This window comes from Burkholderia pyrrocinia (genome assembly GCF_018417535.1).
GTDB lineage: Bacteria > Pseudomonadota > Gammaproteobacteria > Burkholderiales > Burkholderiaceae > Burkholderia > Burkholderia pyrrocinia_E.
The window spans coordinates 1,833,311-1,851,840 of record NZ_CP070978.1 but is presented as its reverse complement, the minus strand read 5'-3'; the positions used below and the strand labels follow the sequence as shown (position 1 = coordinate 1,851,840).

General features: G+C 67.1%; 22 protein-coding genes. 12 read left to right on the top strand and 10 right to left on the bottom strand.

The window, feature by feature from the left end; translation table 11 throughout:
* The first annotated feature begins 130 nt into the window (after positions 1–130).
* Positions 131–1,006, top strand: coding sequence for a LysR substrate-binding domain-containing protein (locus JYG32_RS26420; protein ID WP_174378431.1), 876 nt, complete (start codon positions 131–133; stop codon positions 1,004–1,006).
* Between the two features lie 175 nt (positions 1,007–1,181).
* On the opposite strand, the gene JYG32_RS26415 is transcribed toward JYG32_RS26420, so the two are convergent.
* The 3 genes from JYG32_RS26415 to JYG32_RS26405 all read right to left on the bottom strand — a co-directional run bounded on the left by JYG32_RS26415 (position 1,182) and on the right by JYG32_RS26405 (position 2,646).
* Entirely contained in the window at positions 1,182–1,544 is a 363-nt protein-coding gene (locus JYG32_RS26415; protein ID WP_174378430.1) for a hypothetical protein, read from the bottom strand.
* Positions 1,541–2,266 carry a hypothetical protein gene (locus JYG32_RS26410; protein WP_213265572.1) on the bottom strand — a complete coding sequence of 242 codons (726 nt, stop codon included), beginning with the start codon at positions 2,264–2,266 and terminating at the stop codon, positions 1,541–1,543. Before JYG32_RS26410 ends, JYG32_RS26415 begins: the two co-directional genes overlap by 4 nt.
* Before the next feature lie 107 nt (positions 2,267–2,373).
* Positions 2,374–2,646 carry a hypothetical protein gene (locus JYG32_RS26405; protein ID WP_213265571.1) on the bottom strand — a complete coding sequence of 91 codons (273 nt, stop codon included), beginning with the start codon at positions 2,644–2,646 and terminating at the stop codon, positions 2,374–2,376.
* Positions 2,647–2,882: 236 nt separating this feature from the next.
* Here JYG32_RS26405 and JYG32_RS26400 point away from each other — a divergent pair, with 236 nt between their 5' ends.
* Entirely contained in the window at positions 2,883–3,140 is a 258-nt protein-coding gene (locus JYG32_RS26400) for a type II toxin-antitoxin system ParD family antitoxin (RefSeq protein WP_213265570.1), read from the top strand.
* Positions 3,137–3,436 carry a type II toxin-antitoxin system RelE/ParE family toxin gene (locus JYG32_RS26395; protein WP_213265569.1) on the top strand — a complete coding sequence of 100 codons (300 nt, stop codon included), beginning with the start codon at positions 3,137–3,139 and terminating at the stop codon, positions 3,434–3,436. Before JYG32_RS26400 ends, JYG32_RS26395 begins: the two co-directional genes overlap by 4 nt.
* 179 nt (positions 3,437–3,615) lie before the next feature.
* Here JYG32_RS26395 and JYG32_RS26390 read toward each other — a convergent pair whose 3' ends face one another.
* The 4 genes from JYG32_RS26390 to fae form a co-directional block, all read right to left on the bottom strand.
* On the bottom strand, positions 3,616–4,989 hold the full coding sequence (locus JYG32_RS26390; protein WP_213265568.1) for an MFS transporter: 1,374 nt from the start codon (positions 4,987–4,989) through the stop codon (positions 3,616–3,618).
* A gap of 122 nt (positions 4,990–5,111) precedes the next feature.
* Entirely contained in the window at positions 5,112–6,563 is a 1,452-nt protein-coding gene (locus JYG32_RS26385; protein ID WP_213265567.1) for an NAD-dependent succinate-semialdehyde dehydrogenase, read from the bottom strand.
* A 30-nt stretch (positions 6,564–6,593) separates the two neighbouring features.
* Complete coding sequence (locus JYG32_RS26380; protein WP_213265566.1) at positions 6,594–7,616, bottom strand: aldo/keto reductase; 1,023 nt, start codon at positions 7,614–7,616, stop codon at positions 6,594–6,596.
* A 40-nt stretch (positions 7,617–7,656) separates the two neighbouring features.
* Positions 7,657–8,181 carry a formaldehyde-activating enzyme gene (gene fae, locus JYG32_RS26375; RefSeq protein ID WP_174378423.1) on the bottom strand — a complete coding sequence of 175 codons (525 nt, stop codon included), beginning with the start codon at positions 8,179–8,181 and terminating at the stop codon, positions 7,657–7,659.
* Between the two features lie 326 nt (positions 8,182–8,507).
* Between fae and JYG32_RS26370 the strand changes: the two genes are divergently transcribed.
* The 3 genes from JYG32_RS26370 to JYG32_RS26360 all read left to right on the top strand — a co-directional run bounded on the left by JYG32_RS26370 (position 8,508) and on the right by JYG32_RS26360 (position 10,960).
* Positions 8,508–9,521 (top strand): LysR family transcriptional regulator, encoded by a 1,014-nt coding sequence (locus JYG32_RS26370; RefSeq protein ID WP_249744650.1) that lies wholly within the window; start codon positions 8,508–8,510, stop codon positions 9,519–9,521.
* A 389-nt stretch (positions 9,522–9,910) separates the two neighbouring features.
* Positions 9,911–10,261, top strand: a complete 351-nt coding sequence (locus JYG32_RS26365) for a hypothetical protein (protein ID WP_213265565.1) — start codon at positions 9,911–9,913, stop codon at positions 10,259–10,261.
* A gap of 138 nt (positions 10,262–10,399) precedes the next feature.
* Complete coding sequence (locus JYG32_RS26360; RefSeq protein ID WP_213265564.1) at positions 10,400–10,960, top strand: hypothetical protein; 561 nt, start codon at positions 10,400–10,402, stop codon at positions 10,958–10,960.
* On the opposite strand, the gene JYG32_RS26355 is transcribed toward JYG32_RS26360, so the two are convergent.
* Entirely contained in the window at positions 10,961–11,836 is an 876-nt protein-coding gene (locus tag JYG32_RS26355) for a LysR family transcriptional regulator (RefSeq protein ID WP_174378420.1), read from the bottom strand.
* Positions 11,837–11,965: 129 nt separating this feature from the next.
* On the opposite strand from JYG32_RS26355, the gene JYG32_RS26350 reads away from it, so the two are divergent.
* Positions 11,966–13,285, top strand: coding sequence for a DUF3422 family protein (locus JYG32_RS26350; protein WP_213265563.1), 1,320 nt, complete (start codon positions 11,966–11,968; stop codon positions 13,283–13,285).
* A gap of 29 nt (positions 13,286–13,314) precedes the next feature.
* Positions 13,315–13,515 carry a hypothetical protein gene (locus tag JYG32_RS26345; protein WP_213265562.1) on the top strand — a complete coding sequence of 67 codons (201 nt, stop codon included), beginning with the start codon at positions 13,315–13,317 and terminating at the stop codon, positions 13,513–13,515.
* Positions 13,516–13,552: 37 nt separating this feature from the next.
* On the opposite strand, the gene cynR is transcribed toward JYG32_RS26345, so the two are convergent.
* The gene (gene cynR / locus JYG32_RS26340) at positions 13,553–14,479 is read right to left on the bottom strand and encodes a transcriptional regulator CynR (protein WP_213265561.1); all 927 of its coding nucleotides are present in this window, start codon (positions 14,477–14,479) and stop codon (positions 13,553–13,555) included.
* 113 nt (positions 14,480–14,592) lie between these two features.
* On the opposite strand from cynR, the gene JYG32_RS26335 reads away from it, so the two are divergent.
* The 3 genes from JYG32_RS26335 (at position 14,593) to JYG32_RS26325 (ending at position 16,573) form a co-directional block, all read left to right on the top strand.
* Positions 14,593–15,252, top strand: coding sequence for a carbonic anhydrase (locus tag JYG32_RS26335; RefSeq protein WP_174378416.1), 660 nt, complete (start codon positions 14,593–14,595; stop codon positions 15,250–15,252).
* Positions 15,253–15,282: 30 nt separating this feature from the next.
* Positions 15,283–15,753 (top strand): cyanase, encoded by a 471-nt coding sequence (gene cynS / locus JYG32_RS26330; RefSeq protein ID WP_174378415.1) that lies wholly within the window; start codon positions 15,283–15,285, stop codon positions 15,751–15,753.
* Between the two features lie 385 nt (positions 15,754–16,138).
* Positions 16,139–16,573: a GNAT family N-acetyltransferase gene (locus JYG32_RS26325; protein WP_213265560.1), complete on the top strand. Its 435-nt coding sequence runs from the start codon at positions 16,139–16,141 to the stop codon at positions 16,571–16,573.
* A gap of 131 nt (positions 16,574–16,704) precedes the next feature.
* Here the strand turns inward: JYG32_RS26325 and JYG32_RS26320 are convergent, their stop codons facing one another.
* Positions 16,705–17,601 carry a LysR family transcriptional regulator gene (locus tag JYG32_RS26320; protein ID WP_213265559.1) on the bottom strand — a complete coding sequence of 299 codons (897 nt, stop codon included), beginning with the start codon at positions 17,599–17,601 and terminating at the stop codon, positions 16,705–16,707.
* Between the two features lie 138 nt (positions 17,602–17,739).
* On the opposite strand from JYG32_RS26320, the gene tam reads away from it, so the two are divergent.
* Positions 17,740–18,525: a trans-aconitate 2-methyltransferase gene (tam, locus tag JYG32_RS26315; RefSeq protein ID WP_174378412.1), complete on the top strand. Its 786-nt coding sequence runs from the start codon at positions 17,740–17,742 to the stop codon at positions 18,523–18,525.
* The last annotated feature ends 5 nt before the right edge of the window (positions 18,526–18,530 follow it).

Here is an 18,530-nt window from a genome sequence, read left to right as displayed (position 1 = left end):
CCGGGCCCGCGCGCGCCGGACGTCGGGGTTTTCACGGCGTGACGGCCGGTGCACTTTTTTGCGATAAAGCTGCCCGCAGGATGGCCGGCGGGGCCGGCCGGCAACAACACGAACGAGAGGGACACACATCATGCGACGCCTGCCATCGTTGATCGCGCTGCGATTTTTCGAGGAGACCGCGCGTCACCTGAGCTTCAATCGCGCGGCGGTCTCGCTGTGCGTGACGCAGGGCGCGGTGAGCCGGCAGATCCGGCTGCTCGAGGAAGCGCTCGGGGCGCGCCTGTTCGAGCGCGATCACAAGGGCGTGCGTCTGACCGATGCGGGCCAGCGGTTGCTGCCGTTCATCGGACAGGCATTCGACACGATCGAGCGCGGCGTCGGCGAGGTCGCCGCCGCGCAGCCGGGCGCGAAGCGGCGCCTGACGGTGTCGCTGCCGCCGACGTTCGCGACGCAGTGGTTTTCGCCGCGGCTCGGCACCCTCGCGGAGGCGCTGCCCGATGTCGAGTTGTCGATCCGCACCGAGCCGGCCGACGATTGCCATTGCCACATCCGCTTCGGGCGTGCGGCGCGGCCCGGCATGCAATCGGAGCTGCTGATGATGGAGCGGCATGCGCTCGTCGGTGCGCCGCGCTATCGCGGCGACGCGCTCGATGCGCTGTTCGGCCGGCTGCCGTCGCTGCATGTGTTGCACGAGGGGAAGCGCCTGGCGCTGTGGGCCGACTGGTGCGAGCAGGCGGGCGTGCCGGTCGCGCGGATCGGCGACGGCATCGAGTTCTCGACGCTCGAACAGGCGATCCGTGCGGCGCGCAAGGGCGCCGGGCTCGCAGTCGTCGACCTGAACATGATCGAAGAGGAGATCGGCGAGGGCAGCCTCGTGCGGCTGTCGCCGGTGCAGCCGATCGGGCCGTTCGGCTATTGGCTCGATGTCGAGCCGGAGAGCGTCGCGGTCGAGCATGTGATCGCGTTTGCCGCGTGGTTGCGGGAGCAGGCGGCGAGGAGGGGGTAGGGGCGAGTGCCGGGCGGTGAGTCGCGGCTGATCAGGACATGGAAACAATCGGATCAGTCCACGTTTGTCTTGCCGTGCTTCCGGTCGCTGTATCTGTCAACGATCGTTACCGAGAACGGAGATCGGCACGATCGTTGACGACTCGAGGCATGCGGTTTCTTTCCGTCGCTGCCGGTTACGAGTCGGGATCCAGCCCGAAGTGCATGAGCGTTTCACGGCGGGCCATGGCTTCTGCTTCCGCGTCCGTGAAGATCGGCAACTGGCACTTCGATGGATCGATGCGCCCCACGTTGAAGACGGCTCGTTGCGGCGGAGATGCGGCTGCGGCGGCTGCCGCAGCCGCTCGTGCGTCGTGCTCGACGGCGGACTTGCGCATGACGCGCGCCAGGCTGTGATGGAGTTCGCGCGTGACGAACGTGTCAAGGAGTCGGCGGGCTTCCGAGAGGCGAACGGGACGATGCTCGCTCATCGGGCGGCCACGCATCGCCGCGGGCCGCGTAATCCGGAATCCGGTGATAGGCGTGTGCTTTCCGGTCATTCGTAAATCTCCTTTTCAATCAAGTATTCCTGCAACGTCTGCACGGACTTGCCGTGCGGCGTGACGTCGAAAGTCATCCAGCGATGTGATCCCGCTACGCGCCAGAAATCTCGCCCGAATCGCGTTGAGTAGAGCGCACGCAGCGACCGTAGCGACCCGTCGGCCAGACCGGCCGGGTCTTCCTGGAAATACTGAAACAGTGCCGCTTCGTCGCCGTGCGGGGCGGGAATGGGTGCGTCGAAGCCGAAGCGCGGCCAGGCGTAATATCCAAACAGTCGGCGCCCGCCAGGCTTCGGTGCGGCCTTGCGCCCGCCCGCCGCAAGTGTGCGGATCTGGACGATCCCCAACGTATCGCATGCCCGAACGATTCGCCATAACATCACCGCGCCGAGTCCGGCGATCGCATGATCGACGAGATCGATTGTCCTGAGTTCGAGTGCGGATACGTCCGATTTTCGAACGACGGATACGCGATTCTCGGATCGGATCAATGCAGGGTGGGTGACGCTGAAAGTCAACCTGTTCGCGCTGTCGAGATACGCTTGAATTTCCGATCCGGCAGGTGCTCCGCATAATGAAACGAGCAGTTTGTCGGGGATATTGCCGTTCATGCCCAGCAACGCGGAGATATCCAGATCGCTTCGATCGATCGTTAGCCGATCGTCGAAGTACGTCGTCTCGTACGGCAGGACATGGCTGAGATCGACAAAGCGGGCGGGCATGGTGGCGGGCGAAAAGCGGAAAACCCCAGCATATCGCCGCGAATCCGGCGGGCCGAGTCCGCCGAACGGCCAGGTCGAACGCGCGGAGACCCACGGCCCCGCGCGCTTTACGTCCAGTCGAACGTCAGCACCGCAACGCGGCTGACCGGTTCGTCGAACAAAAGAATCCAGTCGGCGTCCATCGCGCGGTACTCCCGGCCGGTCACGCTGGCGACGAGCAGATGAATCCAGTCTTGCCATGACGGATCGACCGCCGACAGGTCGATCGACACGAGCGGATGCAGGTGACGCGCCAGCGCGGCAGCGGGCTCGGCGAACACGTCGGCGTCGGACGGATAGACCTTCAGGCCAGGTTGTGGCGTGACGACGTCTTCAATCATGATCGGCGTTCGCACGGTGAGGGTCCGGCAAGGCTGCACGAGAGAAGGCGATCACCGGATGAATGCCCGGCGCCGCCGCAGCCTGCCCGACGCGCGTTCCGTTCCGTCCATCCGCCCGATCGGCGGCGCCTGCATGCATGCAGGCGCACCGATCCGTCTGGAGTCCATTTCCTTGATAATAGTTGATAACCGGGTTACCCTGCATGGATCGAATTCAATGCCGTCGGGAGGTCGACATGATCAGTGCCGAACTGGGCCAGCAACTGGAGGCTTACGTCGCGAAGCTGGTCGAATCGGGGCGTTACGGATCCAAGAGCGAAGTGCTTCGGGAAGGCGTGCGCCTGATTCAGGATCGCGAAGCGCAACTGAACGCGCTGGACGCGGTGATCGCGCGCAGCCTGGCCGATGCGGAAGCAGGACGCGGCGCCGATGCGGAGGCCGTATTCGATCGCCTCGAGGCGAAGTATCGGGCGCAGGCGGATCGTCAGGCATGATCGTCCGCTTGTCGGACCTTGCGATTGCAGAACTCGAAGCGATCGCCGACTACATCGCGCGCGACAACCCGCAACGGGCCGTGACTTTCGTGCGGGAGATTCGCGACAAGTGTCTGGGCCTTGCCGGGTTGCCGTTGGCGTTTCCGCTGGTGCCGCGCTTCGAGCGCCACGGCGTGCGGCATCGCGTGTACGGCAACTATCAGATCTTTTATCGGGTCGTCGGCGATCCGCCGACGCGGATCGACATTCTTCACATCCTGCACGGCGCGCGGGACTACGCGTCGATTCTGTTCTGAGCGATTTCGCGAATCACGTCTCGTCGGGAAGGCAAAAAAATTTTCGGCCAGAATGCATGAACCCGGCCTCGGCCGGGTTCGTTCAAATTGCATTCGCATCGCCGCGGCGCACGAGCCGTGTGTCGATGCGAAAGCCGTGAGCGCGACGACGCAGGCAAGCACGAAGCCCGCCTCCACCGTCAATGCCCCGACGCCTCCTCCAGCGTCAGATGTTTCGTCTCCGGCGCCCACGCGATCGACACGATCATCCCCACCATCAATACGCCCGCCAGCGCGAACATCGTCGCGTGAAAACCGAGCGTCACGATGCCGACCGGCAGCAGGAACGTGCCGATCGCCGAGCCGAGCCGGCTGCATGCGATCGCCAGGCCGACGCCGCTCGCGCGCACCTCGGTCGGGAAGCACTCCGGCGGGAACACGCCCACGAGGTTGCTGAACGCCGACATCGTCAGCGTGAAGATCGCGAACGCGACGATCATCGCGACGGCCGCCGACGACGGCAGCACCGCCAGCGCGACGAGCGACGCGCACGTCACCGCGAACGAGCCGATCAGGAAGCCGCGCCGCGACAGCCGGATCGTCAGCCAGATGCCGATCAGCGCGCCGAGCACGAGGAGCGCGTTCAGCAGCAGGTCCGCGCCGAAGCCTTCGGCGAGGCCGATCGTCTTCAGGATCGTCGGCAGGAACGTGTAGATCGCGAAATATGGAATCACGAGACACACGAAGAACGCGCAGTTGAAGACCGTCCGGCGGATCAGGTCAGGCCGGAACAGCCGCGTGAAGCCCGCATTCGCATGCGGTTCGCCCGAGCCGTCGAGCATCACGTGCGGCCCGAAATGCTTCGCGACGATCGCGCGCGCTTCCTGCACGCGGCCCTTGCCGAGCAGCCAGCGCGGCGATTCGGGCGTGCCGATCCGCAGCACCAGCACGATCAGTGCGGGCAGTGCGGCCGACGCGAGCAGCCAGCGCCATGCGTCGGGCGTGGCGTCGCCGTACGCAAGGCCGAGCACGTTCGCGGCGACATAGCCGATCGTCCAGATCACGCTGAACGAACCGAGCAGCGCGCCGCGATGCTTGCGCGGCGAGAATTCGGCGAGGATCGCGTGGCCGACCGTGAAGTCGCCGCCCATCCCGAAGCCGATCAGCACGCGCAGCACGCACAGTTCGAGCGGCGAGCTCACGAAGCACTGCGCGAACGCGGCCGCGGTGATGATCACGAAGCTCGTCAGGAAGATCTTCTGCCGGCCCATCCGGTCGGACAGCCAGCCGAACACGAGACTGCCGAAGAAGATGCCGATCAGCGCCGAGCTGCCGATCATCCCCATCCAGAACGCGTCGATCGGCATTTGCTTGCCGAGCGCGGCGAGCGCATAACCGATCGTGCCGAGCGTGTAGCCCTCGGTGAAATGCGCGCCGAACGTCAGGCCGGCGATCTTCACATGGAAACGGTTGAGCGGCACGTCGTCGAGCGCGACGGGGCGGTGCGGCGCATCGGCGCCGCGCGACAGCGGCAACGCGCGCGCGGTGCCGGATTGAACGTTGGCTTGGGTCAAGCTGCCTCCGGATTGGGTATGCATGCGGCGCGCGGGCGTCGAACGACGTCGCGAGAGCCGTGCGAGGCGCCGCGCGGCCGGGCGGCGCGCGGCGCGGATCGACCGCGGAGAGCGGTCAGGGGTCAGCGGCCGAGGCCGGCCATCAGCGTGTACTTGAGTTCCACGTATTCGCCGAGGCCGTACTTGGAGCCTTCGCGGCCGAGCCCCGATTGCTTGACGCCGCCGAACGGCGCGACTTCGGTCGAGATGATCCCGTCGTTGACGCCGACCATCCCGCTTTCCAGTGCACCCGACACGCGCCACGCGCGGCCGAGGTCGCGCGTGTAGAAATACGCGGACAGCCCGAACGGCGTGTCGTTCGCCGCGGCGACGGCTTCTTCCTCGGTCGCGAAGCGGAAGCAGCCGGCGACGGGGCCGAAGGTTTCCTCTTCGGCGATCAGCATGTCGGGCGTCATGCCGGTCAGCACGGTCGGCTCGTAGAACGTGCCGCCGAGCGCGTGACGCTTGCCGCCGGCTAGCACGGTCGCGCCCTTCGCGGCGGCATCGGCGACGTGCCGTTCGACCTTGCCGAGTGCCGCTTCGTTGATCAGCGGCCCCTGGTCGACGTCGCCCGCGAGCGCGTTGCCGACGCGCAGCGTGCGCACGGCGTCCGCGAGCTTGCGCGTGAACGCGTCGTACACGCCGTCCTGCACGAGGAAGCGGTTCACGCACACGCAGGTCTGCCCGGTGTTGCGGAACTTCGACGCGATCGCGCCTTCGACTGCCGCATCGAGATCGGCATCGTCGAACACGATGAACGGCGCGTTGCCGCCGAGTTCGAGCGACAGCTTCTTCAGCGTGTCGGCCGACTGCTTCGCGAGCAGCTTGCCGACCCGCGTCGAGCCCGTGAACGACAGCTTGCGCACGACGGGCGAGCTCGTCAGCGTCTCGCCGATCGCGACCGCGTCGCCCGACACGACGTTGAACACGCCGGCGGGCACGCCCGCGCGCTCGGCGAGCACCGCGAGCGCGAACGCCGACAGCGGCGTTTCCTCGGACGGCTTCAGCACCATCGTGCAGCCGGCCGCGAGCGCGGGGCCGGCCTTGCGCGTGATCATCGCGAGCGGGAAATTCCACGGCGTGATCGCCGCGACGACGCCGACCGGCTCGCGCGTGACGACGATCTGCGCGTTCGACTTCGGGCTCGGGATCACATCGCCGTACATGCGCTTCGCTTCTTCCGCGAACCATTCGAGAAAGCTCGCCGCGTACGCGACTTCGCCGCGCGCTTCCGCGAGCGGCTTGCCCTGTTCGCGCGTCAGCAGCTCGGCGAGCGCGTCGCGGTGTTCCAGCATCAGCTCGCCCCAGCGCTTCACGCGGGCGCCGCGCTCTTTCGCGGTCAGTGCGCGCCACGCGGGAAACGCGTGTGCGGCCGCATCGATCGCGCGCTGCGTGTCGTCGGCGCCGCCTTTCGCGACCTTCGCGATCGTTTCGCCGGTCGCCGGGTTCAGCACCGGATAGGTCGCGTCGCTCGCGCCATGCGATTCGTGCCATTCGCCGCCGATGTAATGGCCGGTCCTCAGAAATTCGTTCATCGTGTGTCGTTCCTTCAGTGCTTCAATGCTTCATTCGGCCGCGAAACTGCCCTGCGCCGGACGCGACTCGCGTGCGATGCGCTTGCCGGCCGTGTAGTCGTTGATCAGGTCGCACGGCGTGTAGTTGCGTTCCAGTTCGTGCAGTTCTTCTTCGGTGAGTTGCGTTTCGAGCGCGCCGAGCGCGCTGTCGAATTGCGCAACGGAATCCGCGCCCACCAGCATGCTCGTGATGCCGGGGCGGCTCAGCACCCACGCCTGCGCGATTTGCGCGGGCGGCACGCCGCGCCGCTTCGCGACCTTCGCGACCGATGCGGCGATCGCGAGCGACGACGCGTCGCCGTACATCTGCGCGGTGAAGAAGTCGGTCTGGTTGCGCGTCGATTGCGGCTCGCAGGTCAGCAGGCCGCGCGCGAGCGGGCTGAATACCGACACGCCGACGCCCTGGTCGATGCAGTACGGCACCATCTCGCGCTCCTCCTCGCGGTACGCGAGATTGAGCTGAAGTTGCATGTTGATCGGCTTGTCCCAGCCGTTGCGCTCGCACGCCTGCATGATCTTCGCGAACTGCCACGTGTACATCGTCGATACGCCGATGTAACGCGCCTTGCCCGCGCGTACGATGTCGTGCAGCGTGCTCATCGTTTCCTCGACGGGCGTGTTCACGTCGAAGAAGTGCAGCATGAAGATGTCGACGTAATCCATCCCGAGCCGCTTCAGCGAGCCGTCGATGCCGTCGAGCACGTGCTTGCGCGAATGGCCGCCCGCGTTCGGATAACTGCCCATGTCGTAGCCGACCTTGGTCGTCACGACGAGCTCCTCGCGGCGCGCGTTGCGCTTCAGGATGCGGCCGACCACTTCCTCGCCGACGCCCGTCGAATAGAAATCCGCGAGATCGATGAAGTTGACGCCGGCGTCGAGCGCGCGACGCACGATCGGCTCGCTCTGCGCTTCGTCGAAGATCCACGGCTTCCATTCGGGGGTGCCCATGTTCATCGTGCCGAGACACAGGCGGGACACCTTCAGGCCGGACTGGCCGAGGCGAACGTATTCCATGCTTCCTCCTGGTGCGGCCTTGCCGGCCGTTCGTTGTCCGTCAATGCTTGTTCGGCGTGTAGAACGGGTTCGACACGTCGCGCGCGGCGGCGAACACCGCGTCGCGATGCGGCAGCCCTTCCATCGCGGCGACGATCGCGTTGCGGCACGCGCGGTAGTTGTTCTCGAACACGGCGTCGAGGTCGTCGGTCTGCGGGTTGACCCAGTTGGCCGACACGACGACCCAGTCGTTCTCCGCCTCGGGCGGCAGAGTGCCGTTCTCCAGCGCTTCGGCCACGGCCTTCGCGATGCCGGCCTGCGACGCGCCCCACGTGGCATTGCCGTGGAAGTCGCCGGCGATCTGCGCCTTGTTCACGTACAGCGTGAGCGGCTTGGTCGGCACGCCCGGTTGCGCGATCACGACGAACGGCGCGTGGCCGGCCGACGGCGTCGCGAGCGCGGTCGCGAAGGCCTGCCCGGCCGGGCCGTTGCGCGGGCCGACCAGCACGTTGATGTGCGCGAGGTTGACGCCGGGGCCTTCGAAGCCTTCGCCGATGTAGAGCTGCCTGGGTTGCGGTGCGGTCATTGCGGTGTCTCGTCGATGAGGTTGGGTGTGAGGCGATTGTGGTGGGCCGCGGCGCGGCCGGTGAATCGATGTTTTCTGATCGGGCTATGAGTTTTCGTCGTCTCCGGGAAAGCCCTCGGCCTGTCGCGCGAACGCCCGCCGGGCGGGCTGCCGCCGCCGCCGCGACGGCATGCGGGGCGGAATCCGCGGGCGGGTTTTCGCGTGCAGGCTCCGGGTTTGTCATACCCGGGTAGGGGTTGGAGGGCCGAGCGCATCCGGACAACAATCGGCGTACTCCGAGCCCTATCTTTCGTCTTCCCATTTCTTTTCGAAAGCGAGTAATTCCGATGGCTGCCATTGAGAAACCTGTCGCTTCGCGCCAGATCCCCCAGGAGGGGCGCTCCCCCAAGGGGACTTCCTTCGGGACGGAAAACCTGGGGCGGCCCGGGGTTTTCTCGAAGCCCGATTGGTCGAAGCTGACTTCGCTCGATCCGGAGCTGATCCGGGCATTCGTCGCCGTCGTCGAAAGCGGCGGCTTCACCGCCGCGGCCCGGCAACTGCACCGTACGCAGTCGACGATCAGCCTGCGCATCCGCACGCTCGAGGAGCGGCTCGACACGCACCTGTTCATGCGCAACAGCCGGCGGCTCGAACTGTCGCGCGATGGCGAGAACTTCCTGATCCACGCGCGGCGGATCATCCAGGTGCAGAACGACGCGATCATCGCGCTGAAGCAGACGAGCAGCGACCGCGGCGTCGTACGCTTTGGGTTACCCGAGGACTATGCGGAGCTGTGGCTGCCCGACCTGCTGAAGTCGTTCTATGCGCTGCGGCCGGGTGCGCGCCTGCACGTGCATTGCCGCACGTCGCTCGAACTGCTGGAACGGCTGCAGGCCGGCGAGCTCGACGTCGCGCTCGTCGTGCGGCACGGGCCGAACGCGGGCGGGCGGCTGCTCGGCCGTCATGACGTCGTGTGGGCCGCGCACCGCGATTTCGCGCTCGGCACGCACGCATCGGTGCCGCTCGCGCTGTTTCCCGAGACGTGCTGCTACCGGCAGCGGGGGCTGCAGGCGCTCGCGACGGCCGAGCGGCCATATCACGTCGTCTATACGAGCCAGAGCCCGACCGGCATCAAGATCGCGGTGAACCACGGCGCGGCCGTGACGATGATCGATCGCTGCACGCTGCCCGAGAACTGGCGCGTGCTCGACGAGACGGACGGGCTGCCGCCGCTGCCGGCGGCCGATCTCGAACTGCATCGCTCGCCCGGCATCTGCGACCCGCTGACCAACGATCTGGTGTCGCTGATCGAATCGATGGTCGACGAGCGGCGACGCGCGTCGCTCGAGGCGTTCGCGTAGCGGGGCAAGCTGGGCGACTGGAGCGACTGGGGCGACTGGGGCGACTGGGGTGACTGGGGCGACTGGGGTGACTGGGGTGACTGGGGCGACTGGGGTGACTGGGGCGACTGGAGCGACTGGAGCGACCGAAGCGACCGAAGCGACCGAAGCGACCGAAGCGACCGAAGCGACCGAAGCGACCGAAGCGACCGAAGCTCGGGCGCGGGCGCGGCTGACGCGAGCGACGGGCGATCCTGGCGCGCGCCCGTCCGTCGCGCGGCCCGCAGATGGCGGGCTGCGTTCCACATGCCGCTTTTTGCACCGCGGCCCCGTTTTTTTTGCACGACGTTTATGCGGTCTCTTCTAAGCTGGGGATGTGTCGAACAGCCGAGACGGCTTCCGTCCGCTCCATGACCTTCATTCATCCCGTTCCCGCCTTCGATGTCGCCGGCCGCCAGTTGCGCGCAGGCGCACGCAAGAACGTCATTCCTTTCCCGCCGCCGCGCCCGCGCCTGCAGTTGCCCGTCACGCTGACGGCCGACTCCGGCGAACTCGCGCGCGCCCGTCTCGCCGCGCTGCTGCATTCTCCGCTCGGCGTGTATGTCGTCAGCGCGCGCGCCGTGCGCGACGTGATCCATGTGCACTTCGAGATTGCACCGGAGGATCTGGACTTCACGCTGCACACGCTGATCGCGCAGCAGGCCGATGCGACGATCGGGCCCGTCGCGCGCCGGTTGCGCGTCGGGCCGCAGGCCCGGTGAAACGGGGAACGGTTATTGCTCGTTCGTGTATGGCGTGTTTGACCCGCCGCCGGATCGCCGGTCGTCGTGCTGTCCACCCGGCGGCGGATGCCCGTGCGCCGCGCCGTGCGCGGCGCCGATCCTGAATACGGAGTGTCCATGTACCTCACGGAAGAAGTGCATGTCGCGCGGCCGGCAAGCCGCCGTGTGCGGACGGCGTCGCTGCCGTCGGGCCGGCAGCTTGCGCGGCAGCTCGTGACGACGGTTCGCGTGGCCGAAATGTTGCTGCATCAGTCGATCGTCGTGCCCGACGGGCATCAGTGGTCGGTCGACACCGAGCGCGTCGACGCGGACGGCGGGCCGCTCGCGGCCTGGGAGCGCTGCGTGACGTTGCGGATCGGCAAGGTGTTCGCGCCGGCGGTCAGCCCGGCCTCGCGAGTCAACGATCCCGGCCAGGTCGCGGTCGAGATCCGCCTCTGTCTGCCCGAGCAGGCGTATCTGGACGAGCGGCGCGTGAGCATCTTCGGTCGCCGTCACGGCAAGCGGTACGGCGCGACGCTGTCGGTCGCGTCCGGCGCGCAGTGGGGCTGGCAACGTGCGGAGCATGTCGCGCCGGAACACGCGCAGGTGCGCGGCGATACGCTCGAAGCACTCGTCGACGCGGTCGCGGCGAACGTCAATGCCGCGCTGACGACGGCGGGGTTCGGCGCGACGCGCTGATCACGCGTCGGCGGTTTGCCCGGTCTGCCGCTGAAGGTCTTCCATCAACTGTTCCGCGAGAAAGTCGCACGGCGGCCGCTTCGATTTCGTGCTGCGCGCGAGGATCAGTTCGAGCGGCGGCAGGTCGGGCAGCCCGTGCGAGCGGCCGAGCATCGACAGTTGCGCGGGAATCGCGCAGCGCGCGAGCGGCGCGACCGCGAGGCCGGCCTCGACCATGCTGAGCAGCCCGAGCAGGCTCGGGCTTTCATAGGACGTGCGGTACGGCACCTTCGCGCGTTCGAGGCTGCGGATCGCGTTCTCGCGCGCGACGCTGCCCGGCATGAACACCGCGATCGGCAGCGGGCGCTCTTCCCACACGCGCGGCCCGTTCGTCATCGCGGCCCACGCCATCGGCTCGTGGCGGATGAAGTCGCCGGTCAGCCCCTTGATGCGCGTGCCGCACACGAGATCGACGGTGCCGTCCTTGATCAGCGGCGCGAGCGCGCTGCTCGGCAGCCCCATCACCTGGATCTCGACCTTCGGGTAGGTCGCCGAGAATTTCTTCAGGACCGACGGCAGCAGCGACGACGCATAGTCGTCCGGCACGCCGATCACCACTTTCCCGGTCACTTCCGGCCGCACCACGGCCGCCCACGCCTCGTCGCGCAGCGCCAGCATTCGTCTGGCGAATCCCAGCAGCACTTCGCCCTCGCGCGTGAGCACGATGCTGCGCGGCTTGCGCACGAACAGCGGCCGGCCGATCGCGTCTTCCAGGCTCTTGATCTGCATGCTCACGGCCGACTGCGAGCGGTTCACGGCTTCGGCGGCGCGGGTCATGTTGCCCGTCTCCGCGACGGCGACGACGGTGGCCAGCACGTCGTGATCGAGCATCTTCATGGGTATCAGGAAAACTGAACGTAACGATCAGCATTATGCGTTTTTATTGTTGCTGTGTGTCTGCCATAGTGCGATCACGCTGGCGTTTCGCCCGGCACGCAGGCTTGAACAGGAAAAAGTGGTGTCTCGATGATGGATCATCCGTTGCGCGCCGCACTGGCCGCGGAATTGCATGCCCGGCCGTTCCTGCGGCTTGCCGAAGCCGTGTCGCTCACGCATTACGCGATCTACGCGGACGGCCAGCCCGACATCCACGAAACGCTGCTGCATGCGCTGTGCCGCGACACCGGCATCGCCGCGCCGCACGAGGGTGCGACGCACTACGCGGCGCAGTCGCCGTGCGGCTGGCACCTGAAGTGGGAGCGCCACACCGAATTCTCGACCTTCACGTTCGTCGCGCCGCGTCGCGACACCGCCTATTTCGACGATCTCGCGATCGAAGGCATTCCGGCCGCATGGTTCGCGCGGCTCGCCGGCATCCGCTTCGTCGCGGTGCGGATGGAGCTGCTGTCGGGCGATGCCGCGCGGCTCGTCTGCGGCGACCTGCGCCGCTGGATCGACGGGCCCGCGCTCGTCGGCAGCAACGTGCTCGGCGGCGGCAAGGTGTTCTGCGACTGGCATGTGCGCGACGACGGCTTCATGCGCTTTCTCGTCGTCGACGAGGATTTCCGCGAGGAGCAGGGCGGCCGCCTGCTGCAGCGTCTCCATGAAATCGAAACGTACCGGATGATGGCGCTGCTCGCGCTGCCCGTCGCGCGCCGGATGAGCCGCGAACTCGACGAAATTCACACGGCGCTGCATGCGTTGATGCAGCGGATGGACGCGAGCGGCGCCGACGGCGACGACACGGCGCTGCTCGTCAAGCTCACGCATCTCGCGGTACGGGTCGAATCGCTGTCGGGATCGGGTGCGCGTTTCAGCGCGTCGCGTGCGTACGAGAAGCTCGTGCTGGCGCGCATCCAGGAATTGCGTGAGGAGCGCATCGAAGGGATGCCGACGATCGCCGAATTCATGGAGCGGCGTTTCGCGCCGGCGATGGAGACGTGCCGCAGCGTGTGGGCGCGCCACGAGCAGATCGCCGCGCGGATCGCACGCGCGGTCGACCTGCTGCGCACGCGCGTGAACCTCGCGCAGGAAAAGGACGTGACGCGCCTGCTGGCGGGAATGGAGCGCACCGCGCGCAATCAGCTTCATCTGCAGCATGCGGTCGAAGGGCTGTCGGTGGCGGCCATTTCGTACTACGTGCTGTCGCTCGCGACGGCGGCGTTCAAGGCGTTGCACGTGATGAACCTGCCGGTCGATCCGGAGCTGGCGGAAGGCCTGCTGATCGCGCCGGTGGTATTCGCGGTGATTCACATCACGCGGCGTACGCGCGCGCAGCTTGCGCGATCGGAGGCCGTGCATGACGACGCGTCCGTGCATGCGGCGGCGTTGAAACAGGTCAGCTAGAACATCAACGACATATCAAAGGAGTGGAGATGGCTTTTTCGCAGAAACAACCGGGGTTCTTCAGCGGTTTCGACGCGTTCGACGAACCGGCACCCGATGAAGCGGGCGTGCCGGAAGAGGCGCGCGTGACGTCGTATCAGGCCGTGCTGCAGGAGCCGATGACGTCGCTCGTCGGGAATACGCTCGATCGGCCGGATGTCGCGGCGGTGGCGATTCTCGGCTACAACTGACGCGTTTCTTCGCGTCGATTCGATCCGACGCAGGCGTTCATTTGCCGGCCGCCCTTCGGCGCGCCGGGCGTGAATCGCCTTCCCGTTTTCCCTTTCCCACTCCTGGCGCCAGCTCGACGAACGCGCGCGCGGCCGCACTCCGGTACGCGCCCTTGCGCTGGAGCAGCACGGCCGTGCGCCGCAGCCCGGCCGGATCGAGCGCGACGGCGACGAGATCGTCGTGCCCGGTCGCGATCGTCGCGGGCAGCAGCGTCGCGAGATGCGTGCGGCGCACGATCTCGATCACCGCACCAAGCGAATTCGCCTCCATCAACACACGCGGCCGCACGTCGTGCTCGCGGAAATAACGGTCGATCTGTGCGCGCGTCGCGAACTCGGCGGTCAGCAGCACAAGCGGCGCGTCGTGCAGCGCACGCAGGCCGGCCTTGCGTTTCCCGGCGAGCGCGTGCTGACGATTCACGACCAGCGCGAGCGTCTCGACCAGCAACGTTTCCACTTCGATATCCGCCGTCTGCACCTCATCGAACGCGATGCCGACATCGAGCTCGTCGTCGACGAGCAGCGCCTCGATGCGCTCCTGCGACATCTCGCGTACCGACAGCGACACATCCGGATAGCGGCCGTGAAACGCCTCGACGAGCGGCCCGACGAGATAGCTCGTGAAAGTCGGCGTGACCGCGATCCGCAGCGAGCCGCGGCTGAGATCCTGCACGTCGTGAATGGCGCGCCGGCCTTCCGCGAGATCGTGCAGCGCCTGCCGCGCATAGCGGAAATACACGTCGCCGGCGTCCGTCAAGCGGGTGACGCGCCCGGTGCGGTCGAACAGTTGTGCGCCGAGCGTCTCCTCGAGCTGGCGGATCTGCTGTGACAGCGCGGGCTGCGACACGTGCAGCGCAGCGGCGGCACGCGTGAAGCTGCGGTGTTCGGCGACGGCCAGGAAGTAGTTGATGTGGCGAAGCAGCATGGCGGTTCCTATAAGTCGTGCTTATCCGCTGGATCATAAATCAGTCTTTTACGTTATTGGAAGTCCGGCGTAACCTGCCCTTCATCGATTTCACCCACACCGGAGGACACGCGATGAAGGACATCATCGAAGGCTTTCTGAAGTTCCAGCGCGACGCCTATCCGGAGCGCGCCGCGCTGTTCCGCGATCTCGCGCGCAGCCAGAACCCGCGTGCGCTGTTCATCTCGTGCTCGGACAGCCGGCTCGTGCCCGAGCTCGTCACGCAGCGCGAACCGGGCGATCTGTTCGTGATCCGAAACGCCGGCAACATCGTGCCGTCGTACGGCCCCGAGCCTGGCGGCGTATCGGCATCGGTCGAATACGCGGTGGCCGCGCTGCGCGTGACCGACGTCGTGATCTGCGGGCATTCCGATTGCGGCGCGATGACCGCGATCGCGACCTGCCAGTGCATGGATCACATGCCGGCCGTCGGCCACTGGCTGCGCTACGCCGATTCGGCGCGCGTCGTGAACGAGGCGCGCGCGCATCGCAGCGAACGCGAACGGATCGACTCGATGGTGCGCGAGAACGTCGTCGCGCAACTCGCGAACCTGAAGACGCACCCTGCCGTGCGGCTCGCGCTCGAAGAAGGGCGTCTCGCGCTGCACGGCTGGGTCTACGACATCGAATCCGGCTGCATCGACGCCCATGACGGCGCGACCGGCCGGTTCGTCTCCCTGGCGGACCATCCCGACGTCCGCGCCACGCCCGCGACGCTCCCCGTTGCGGCCTGAATCGCTCCCACCCAGCCACGAGGTATTGCCATGATCCAGTCCCAGCACAGTCAGACCGCCCGCCACGCGCTTGCGGAAACCATCGTCCTCGCGAAGGCGCGCAAGAACCTGTCGTTCGCGCAGCTCACCGAAGGCACGGGCCTCAGCGAAGCGTTCGTCACGGCCGCGCTGCTCGGCCAGCATGCGTTGCCGGCCGACGCGGCGCGCGTCGTCGCCGACAAGCTCGGCCTCGACGACGACGCGGTGCTGCTGCTGCAGACGATTCCGCTGCGCGGCAGCATCGACGATCGCGTGCCGACCGACCCGACCATTTACCGCTTCTACGAAATGCTGCAGGTGTACGGCACGACGCTGAAGGCGCTCGTCCACGAGAAGTTCGGCGACGGCATCATCAGCGCGATCAATTTCCGGCTCGACGTGAAGAAGGTCGACGATCCCGAAGGCGGTTCGCGCGCGGTGATCACGCTCGACGGCAAGTACCTGCCGACCAAGCCGTTCTGACCGTTCCGACGCCGGCGCGGCGCTGCAGCGACGGTGCCGCGCAGGTTCGCTCGACGTGCGTCGGCCACTGGCTGGCGCACGTTCCCGCCATGCCGTTCCTACGAGGACGCAGCCATGGATTTTGTGAAACGCACGATCGATCGTGCGATGAAGAACGTGGAAGAGGGCGGCCGCCCGTTCGCGACGGCGAGATCGTCGTGAACCGGACGATGATCGCGCGCGAGCGGCGCCGCGTGGCCGACATTAAGGCGGCGTTCGCGGTGGCGTCAGCCCACGCATCGCGACAACGCGGAACGGAGCGGCGGGCGCGCGACGCGCTATAGTCGTGCGACGCCCGCAGCGGGTGCTGTACGCCCGGCGGCCTTTTCACGCACGCGTTCGCCCGATGACAGCCCTTCCCGACGTTACCCTTCAATTGACCGACACCGAGCAGCCGGCCGCACGAGACTTCATCAGCCGCAAGCTCGGCGAATTCAACCATGCGATGACGGGGCGCGCCGACACGGCCGCGCTCGACGTCTACGTGACCGATCCCGCGACCGGCGAGGTATTGGGCGGCCTCACCGGCAGGACTTCGCTCGGCCTTTTCTTCATCGATCTGTTCTACCTGCCCGAATCGCTGCGCGGCGGCGGATTCGGCAGCCGGCTGCTGCGCGAGGCCGAAGCGGAAGCGAAACGGCGCGGGTGCGCACGCGCGGTGCTGTACACGATCTCGTTCCAGGCGCCGGATTTCTACCGGAAGCACGGTTACGAGACCTTCGGCGAAGTGCCGTGCGAGCCGGACGGGACCGCGCGCGTGTTCATGGTCAAGACGCTTTGAGCGCGTTGTCGCGGCCACCGGCTTGTTCCTGACATCCGCCGACATCGTGAGCGAGTGACGGCACGCGTAATGCAGGATGCCCCGCCGTTCATATCCGGCGATGTTTCGGAAGCGCCTGTACCGCTTGCGAATCACCGCTCCCGCGTCGCGCGCTCGACGATCATGTCGTAGAGCGCGCGCGCCGCAGGCGACAGTTGCGCGCTCTTGCGCGTGACGAGCACCAGCGTGCGCGATACCGACGGCTCGACGAGCTCGATCGTGCGGATCATCGGATACGCGTTCTTCTGGATCGCGAGCTTCGGCACCACGGCCGCGCCGAGCCCTTCCGCGACGAGCCCGAGCGCGGTCGAACTGCGCTGCACCTCGTAGAACGAATGCAGCGACACGCCGCTGGTCTTCAGCGCGCCTTCGAGCAGCCCGCGATTGCCGCTCACTTCGCCGGCGAAGATCAGCGGATGCGGCTGCAGCGCCACCCAGCGGATGCGCCGCCGCTTCGCGAGCGGATGATCGTCGCGGCAGACGAGCACGTAAGGGTCGTGCGTGAGCGGCACGCTGACGAGTTCGGGGTGCTGGTCGCCGGCGATGCCGATGCCGAATTCGGCTTCGCGGCGCAGCACGGCCTGCAGCACCGATGCCGATGCGTGGTCGAGGATCTTCACGCGATCGTGCGGCCGGTGCCCGGAGAACGCGCGCAGGATGCGCGGCAGGTATTGCACGCCGACCGTCGGCACGCACGCGATCGTGACGTCGCCGCGCTGGCTCAAACCCGTCTCGCGGATTTCGGTCAGCGCATCGGACAGTTCGTTCAGCAGCCGCCGTGCCTGCGGCAGGAAGCGCCGGCCGATCTCGGTCAGCGTGGTGCGGCGTGTCGTGCGTTCGACCAGCGCGACGCCGAGAAACGACTCGAGCTTGCGCAGCCGCTGCGTGATCGCGGTCTGCGTCACGTGCAGCGTGTCGGCGGCCTGCCGGAAGCTGCCGCCGTCGGCGATCGCGACGAAAGCCTGGACACCGAGCGTATCGATCTTCATCAGAAATTTGAATCAATCACGATATTAAATTCATTTTACTGAAGTGCGGTGTCAGTCGCAGAATGCGCTGCATCGACGGCCGCATGCATCCCGCGCCCGGATGCGGCGACGCCGCCCATGCCGACAAGGAGAACCCTCGTGACGACCCCACTCGATCAATACGCGAACCAGTACGTGCAATTCGAGGACGAACGCACGCGGCCGGTGCGCGACCTGCTGGCCGCCGTGCCGCGCACGCCGATCCGCACGGCGGTCGATATCGGCTGCGGGCCCGGCAATTCGACCGAAGCGCTGATCGCGCGCGCACCCGACGCGACGGTCCACGGGATCGACGCATCGGCGGACATGATCGCGGCCGCGCGCAAGCGCCTGCCCGCGTTGCGTTTCGATATCGCGGATGTCGCCACGTGGGACGATCCGGGCGGCTATGACCTGATCCTGTCGAACGCGGTGCTGCAATGGGTGCCCGCGCACGACACGCTGTTTCCGATGCTCGTCGGCCGGCTCGCGCCGGGCGGCCATCTCGCGGTACAGATGCCCGACAACCTCGACGAACCGGCGCACCGGCTGATGCGCGAAGTCGCGGCGGCCGGGCCATGGGCGGACAAGCTGAAAGGTGCGGCGCGCACCGAGCGGTTCGACGCGCGTTACTACTACGCGCTGCTGTCGCCGCTGGGTTCGCGCGTGGATGTGTGGCGCACGACCTACTACCACCCGCTGCGCGGTGGTGCGGATGCGGTCGTCGAATGGTTCAAGGGCAGTGCGTTGCGGCCGTTTCTCGCGGCGCTCGATGACGGCGAACAGCGTGCGTTCCTCGCGCGTTATCGCGATGCGCTCGCCGGCCCGAACGGCTATCCGGCACTGGCCGACGGCACCGTGCTGCTGCCGTTCCCGCGCCTGTTCATCGTGGCGACGCGGAAGTGACGCGG

What these genes read in the sequence shown, in the direction of transcription:
- JYG32_RS26335 (WP_174378416.1), top strand. Translation starts at nt 14,593, where the DNA reads ATGAAGGACATCATCGAAGGCTTTCTGAAGTTCCAGCGCGACGCCTAT.
- JYG32_RS26360 (WP_213265564.1), top strand. Translation starts at nt 10,400, where the DNA reads ATGTACCTCACGGAAGAAGTGCATGTCGCGCGGCCGGCAAGCCGCCGT.
- cynS (WP_174378415.1), top strand. Translation starts at nt 15,283, where the DNA reads ATGATCCAGTCCCAGCACAGTCAGACCGCCCGCCACGCGCTTGCGGAA.
- JYG32_RS26350 (WP_213265563.1), top strand. Translation starts at nt 11,966, where the DNA reads ATGATGGATCATCCGTTGCGCGCCGCACTGGCCGCGGAATTGCATGCC.
- cynR (WP_213265561.1), bottom strand. Translation starts at nt 14,479, where the DNA reads ATGCTGCTTCGCCACATCAACTACTTCCTGGCCGTCGCCGAACACCGC.
- JYG32_RS26320 (WP_213265559.1), bottom strand. Translation starts at nt 17,601, where the DNA reads ATGAAGATCGATACGCTCGGTGTCCAGGCTTTCGTCGCGATCGCCGAC.
- JYG32_RS26420 (WP_174378431.1), top strand. Translation starts at nt 131, where the DNA reads ATGCGACGCCTGCCATCGTTGATCGCGCTGCGATTTTTCGAGGAGACC.
- JYG32_RS26370 (WP_249744650.1), top strand. Translation starts at nt 8,508, where the DNA reads ATGGCTGCCATTGAGAAACCTGTCGCTTCGCGCCAGATCCCCCAGGAG.
- JYG32_RS26365 (WP_213265565.1), top strand. Translation starts at nt 9,911, where the DNA reads ATGACCTTCATTCATCCCGTTCCCGCCTTCGATGTCGCCGGCCGCCAG.
- JYG32_RS26325 (WP_213265560.1), top strand. Translation starts at nt 16,139, where the DNA reads ATGACAGCCCTTCCCGACGTTACCCTTCAATTGACCGACACCGAGCAG.
- JYG32_RS26405 (WP_213265571.1), bottom strand. Translation starts at nt 2,646, where the DNA reads ATGATTGAAGACGTCGTCACGCCACAACCTGGCCTGAAGGTCTATCCG.
- JYG32_RS26415 (WP_174378430.1), bottom strand. Translation starts at nt 1,544, where the DNA reads ATGACCGGAAAGCACACGCCTATCACCGGATTCCGGATTACGCGGCCC.
- JYG32_RS26385 (WP_213265567.1), bottom strand. Translation starts at nt 6,563, where the DNA reads ATGAACGAATTTCTGAGGACCGGCCATTACATCGGCGGCGAATGGCAC.
- JYG32_RS26410 (WP_213265572.1), bottom strand. Translation starts at nt 2,266, where the DNA reads ATGCCCGCCCGCTTTGTCGATCTCAGCCATGTCCTGCCGTACGAGACG.
- JYG32_RS26395 (WP_213265569.1), top strand. Translation starts at nt 3,137, where the DNA reads ATGATCGTCCGCTTGTCGGACCTTGCGATTGCAGAACTCGAAGCGATC.
- JYG32_RS26400 (WP_213265570.1), top strand. Translation starts at nt 2,883, where the DNA reads ATGATCAGTGCCGAACTGGGCCAGCAACTGGAGGCTTACGTCGCGAAG.
- fae (WP_174378423.1), bottom strand. Translation starts at nt 8,181, where the DNA reads ATGACCGCACCGCAACCCAGGCAGCTCTACATCGGCGAAGGCTTCGAA.
- JYG32_RS26380 (WP_213265566.1), bottom strand. Translation starts at nt 7,616, where the DNA reads ATGGAATACGTTCGCCTCGGCCAGTCCGGCCTGAAGGTGTCCCGCCTG.
- JYG32_RS26345 (WP_213265562.1), top strand. Translation starts at nt 13,315, where the DNA reads ATGGCTTTTTCGCAGAAACAACCGGGGTTCTTCAGCGGTTTCGACGCG.
- JYG32_RS26355 (WP_174378420.1), bottom strand. Translation starts at nt 11,836, where the DNA reads ATGAAGATGCTCGATCACGACGTGCTGGCCACCGTCGTCGCCGTCGCG.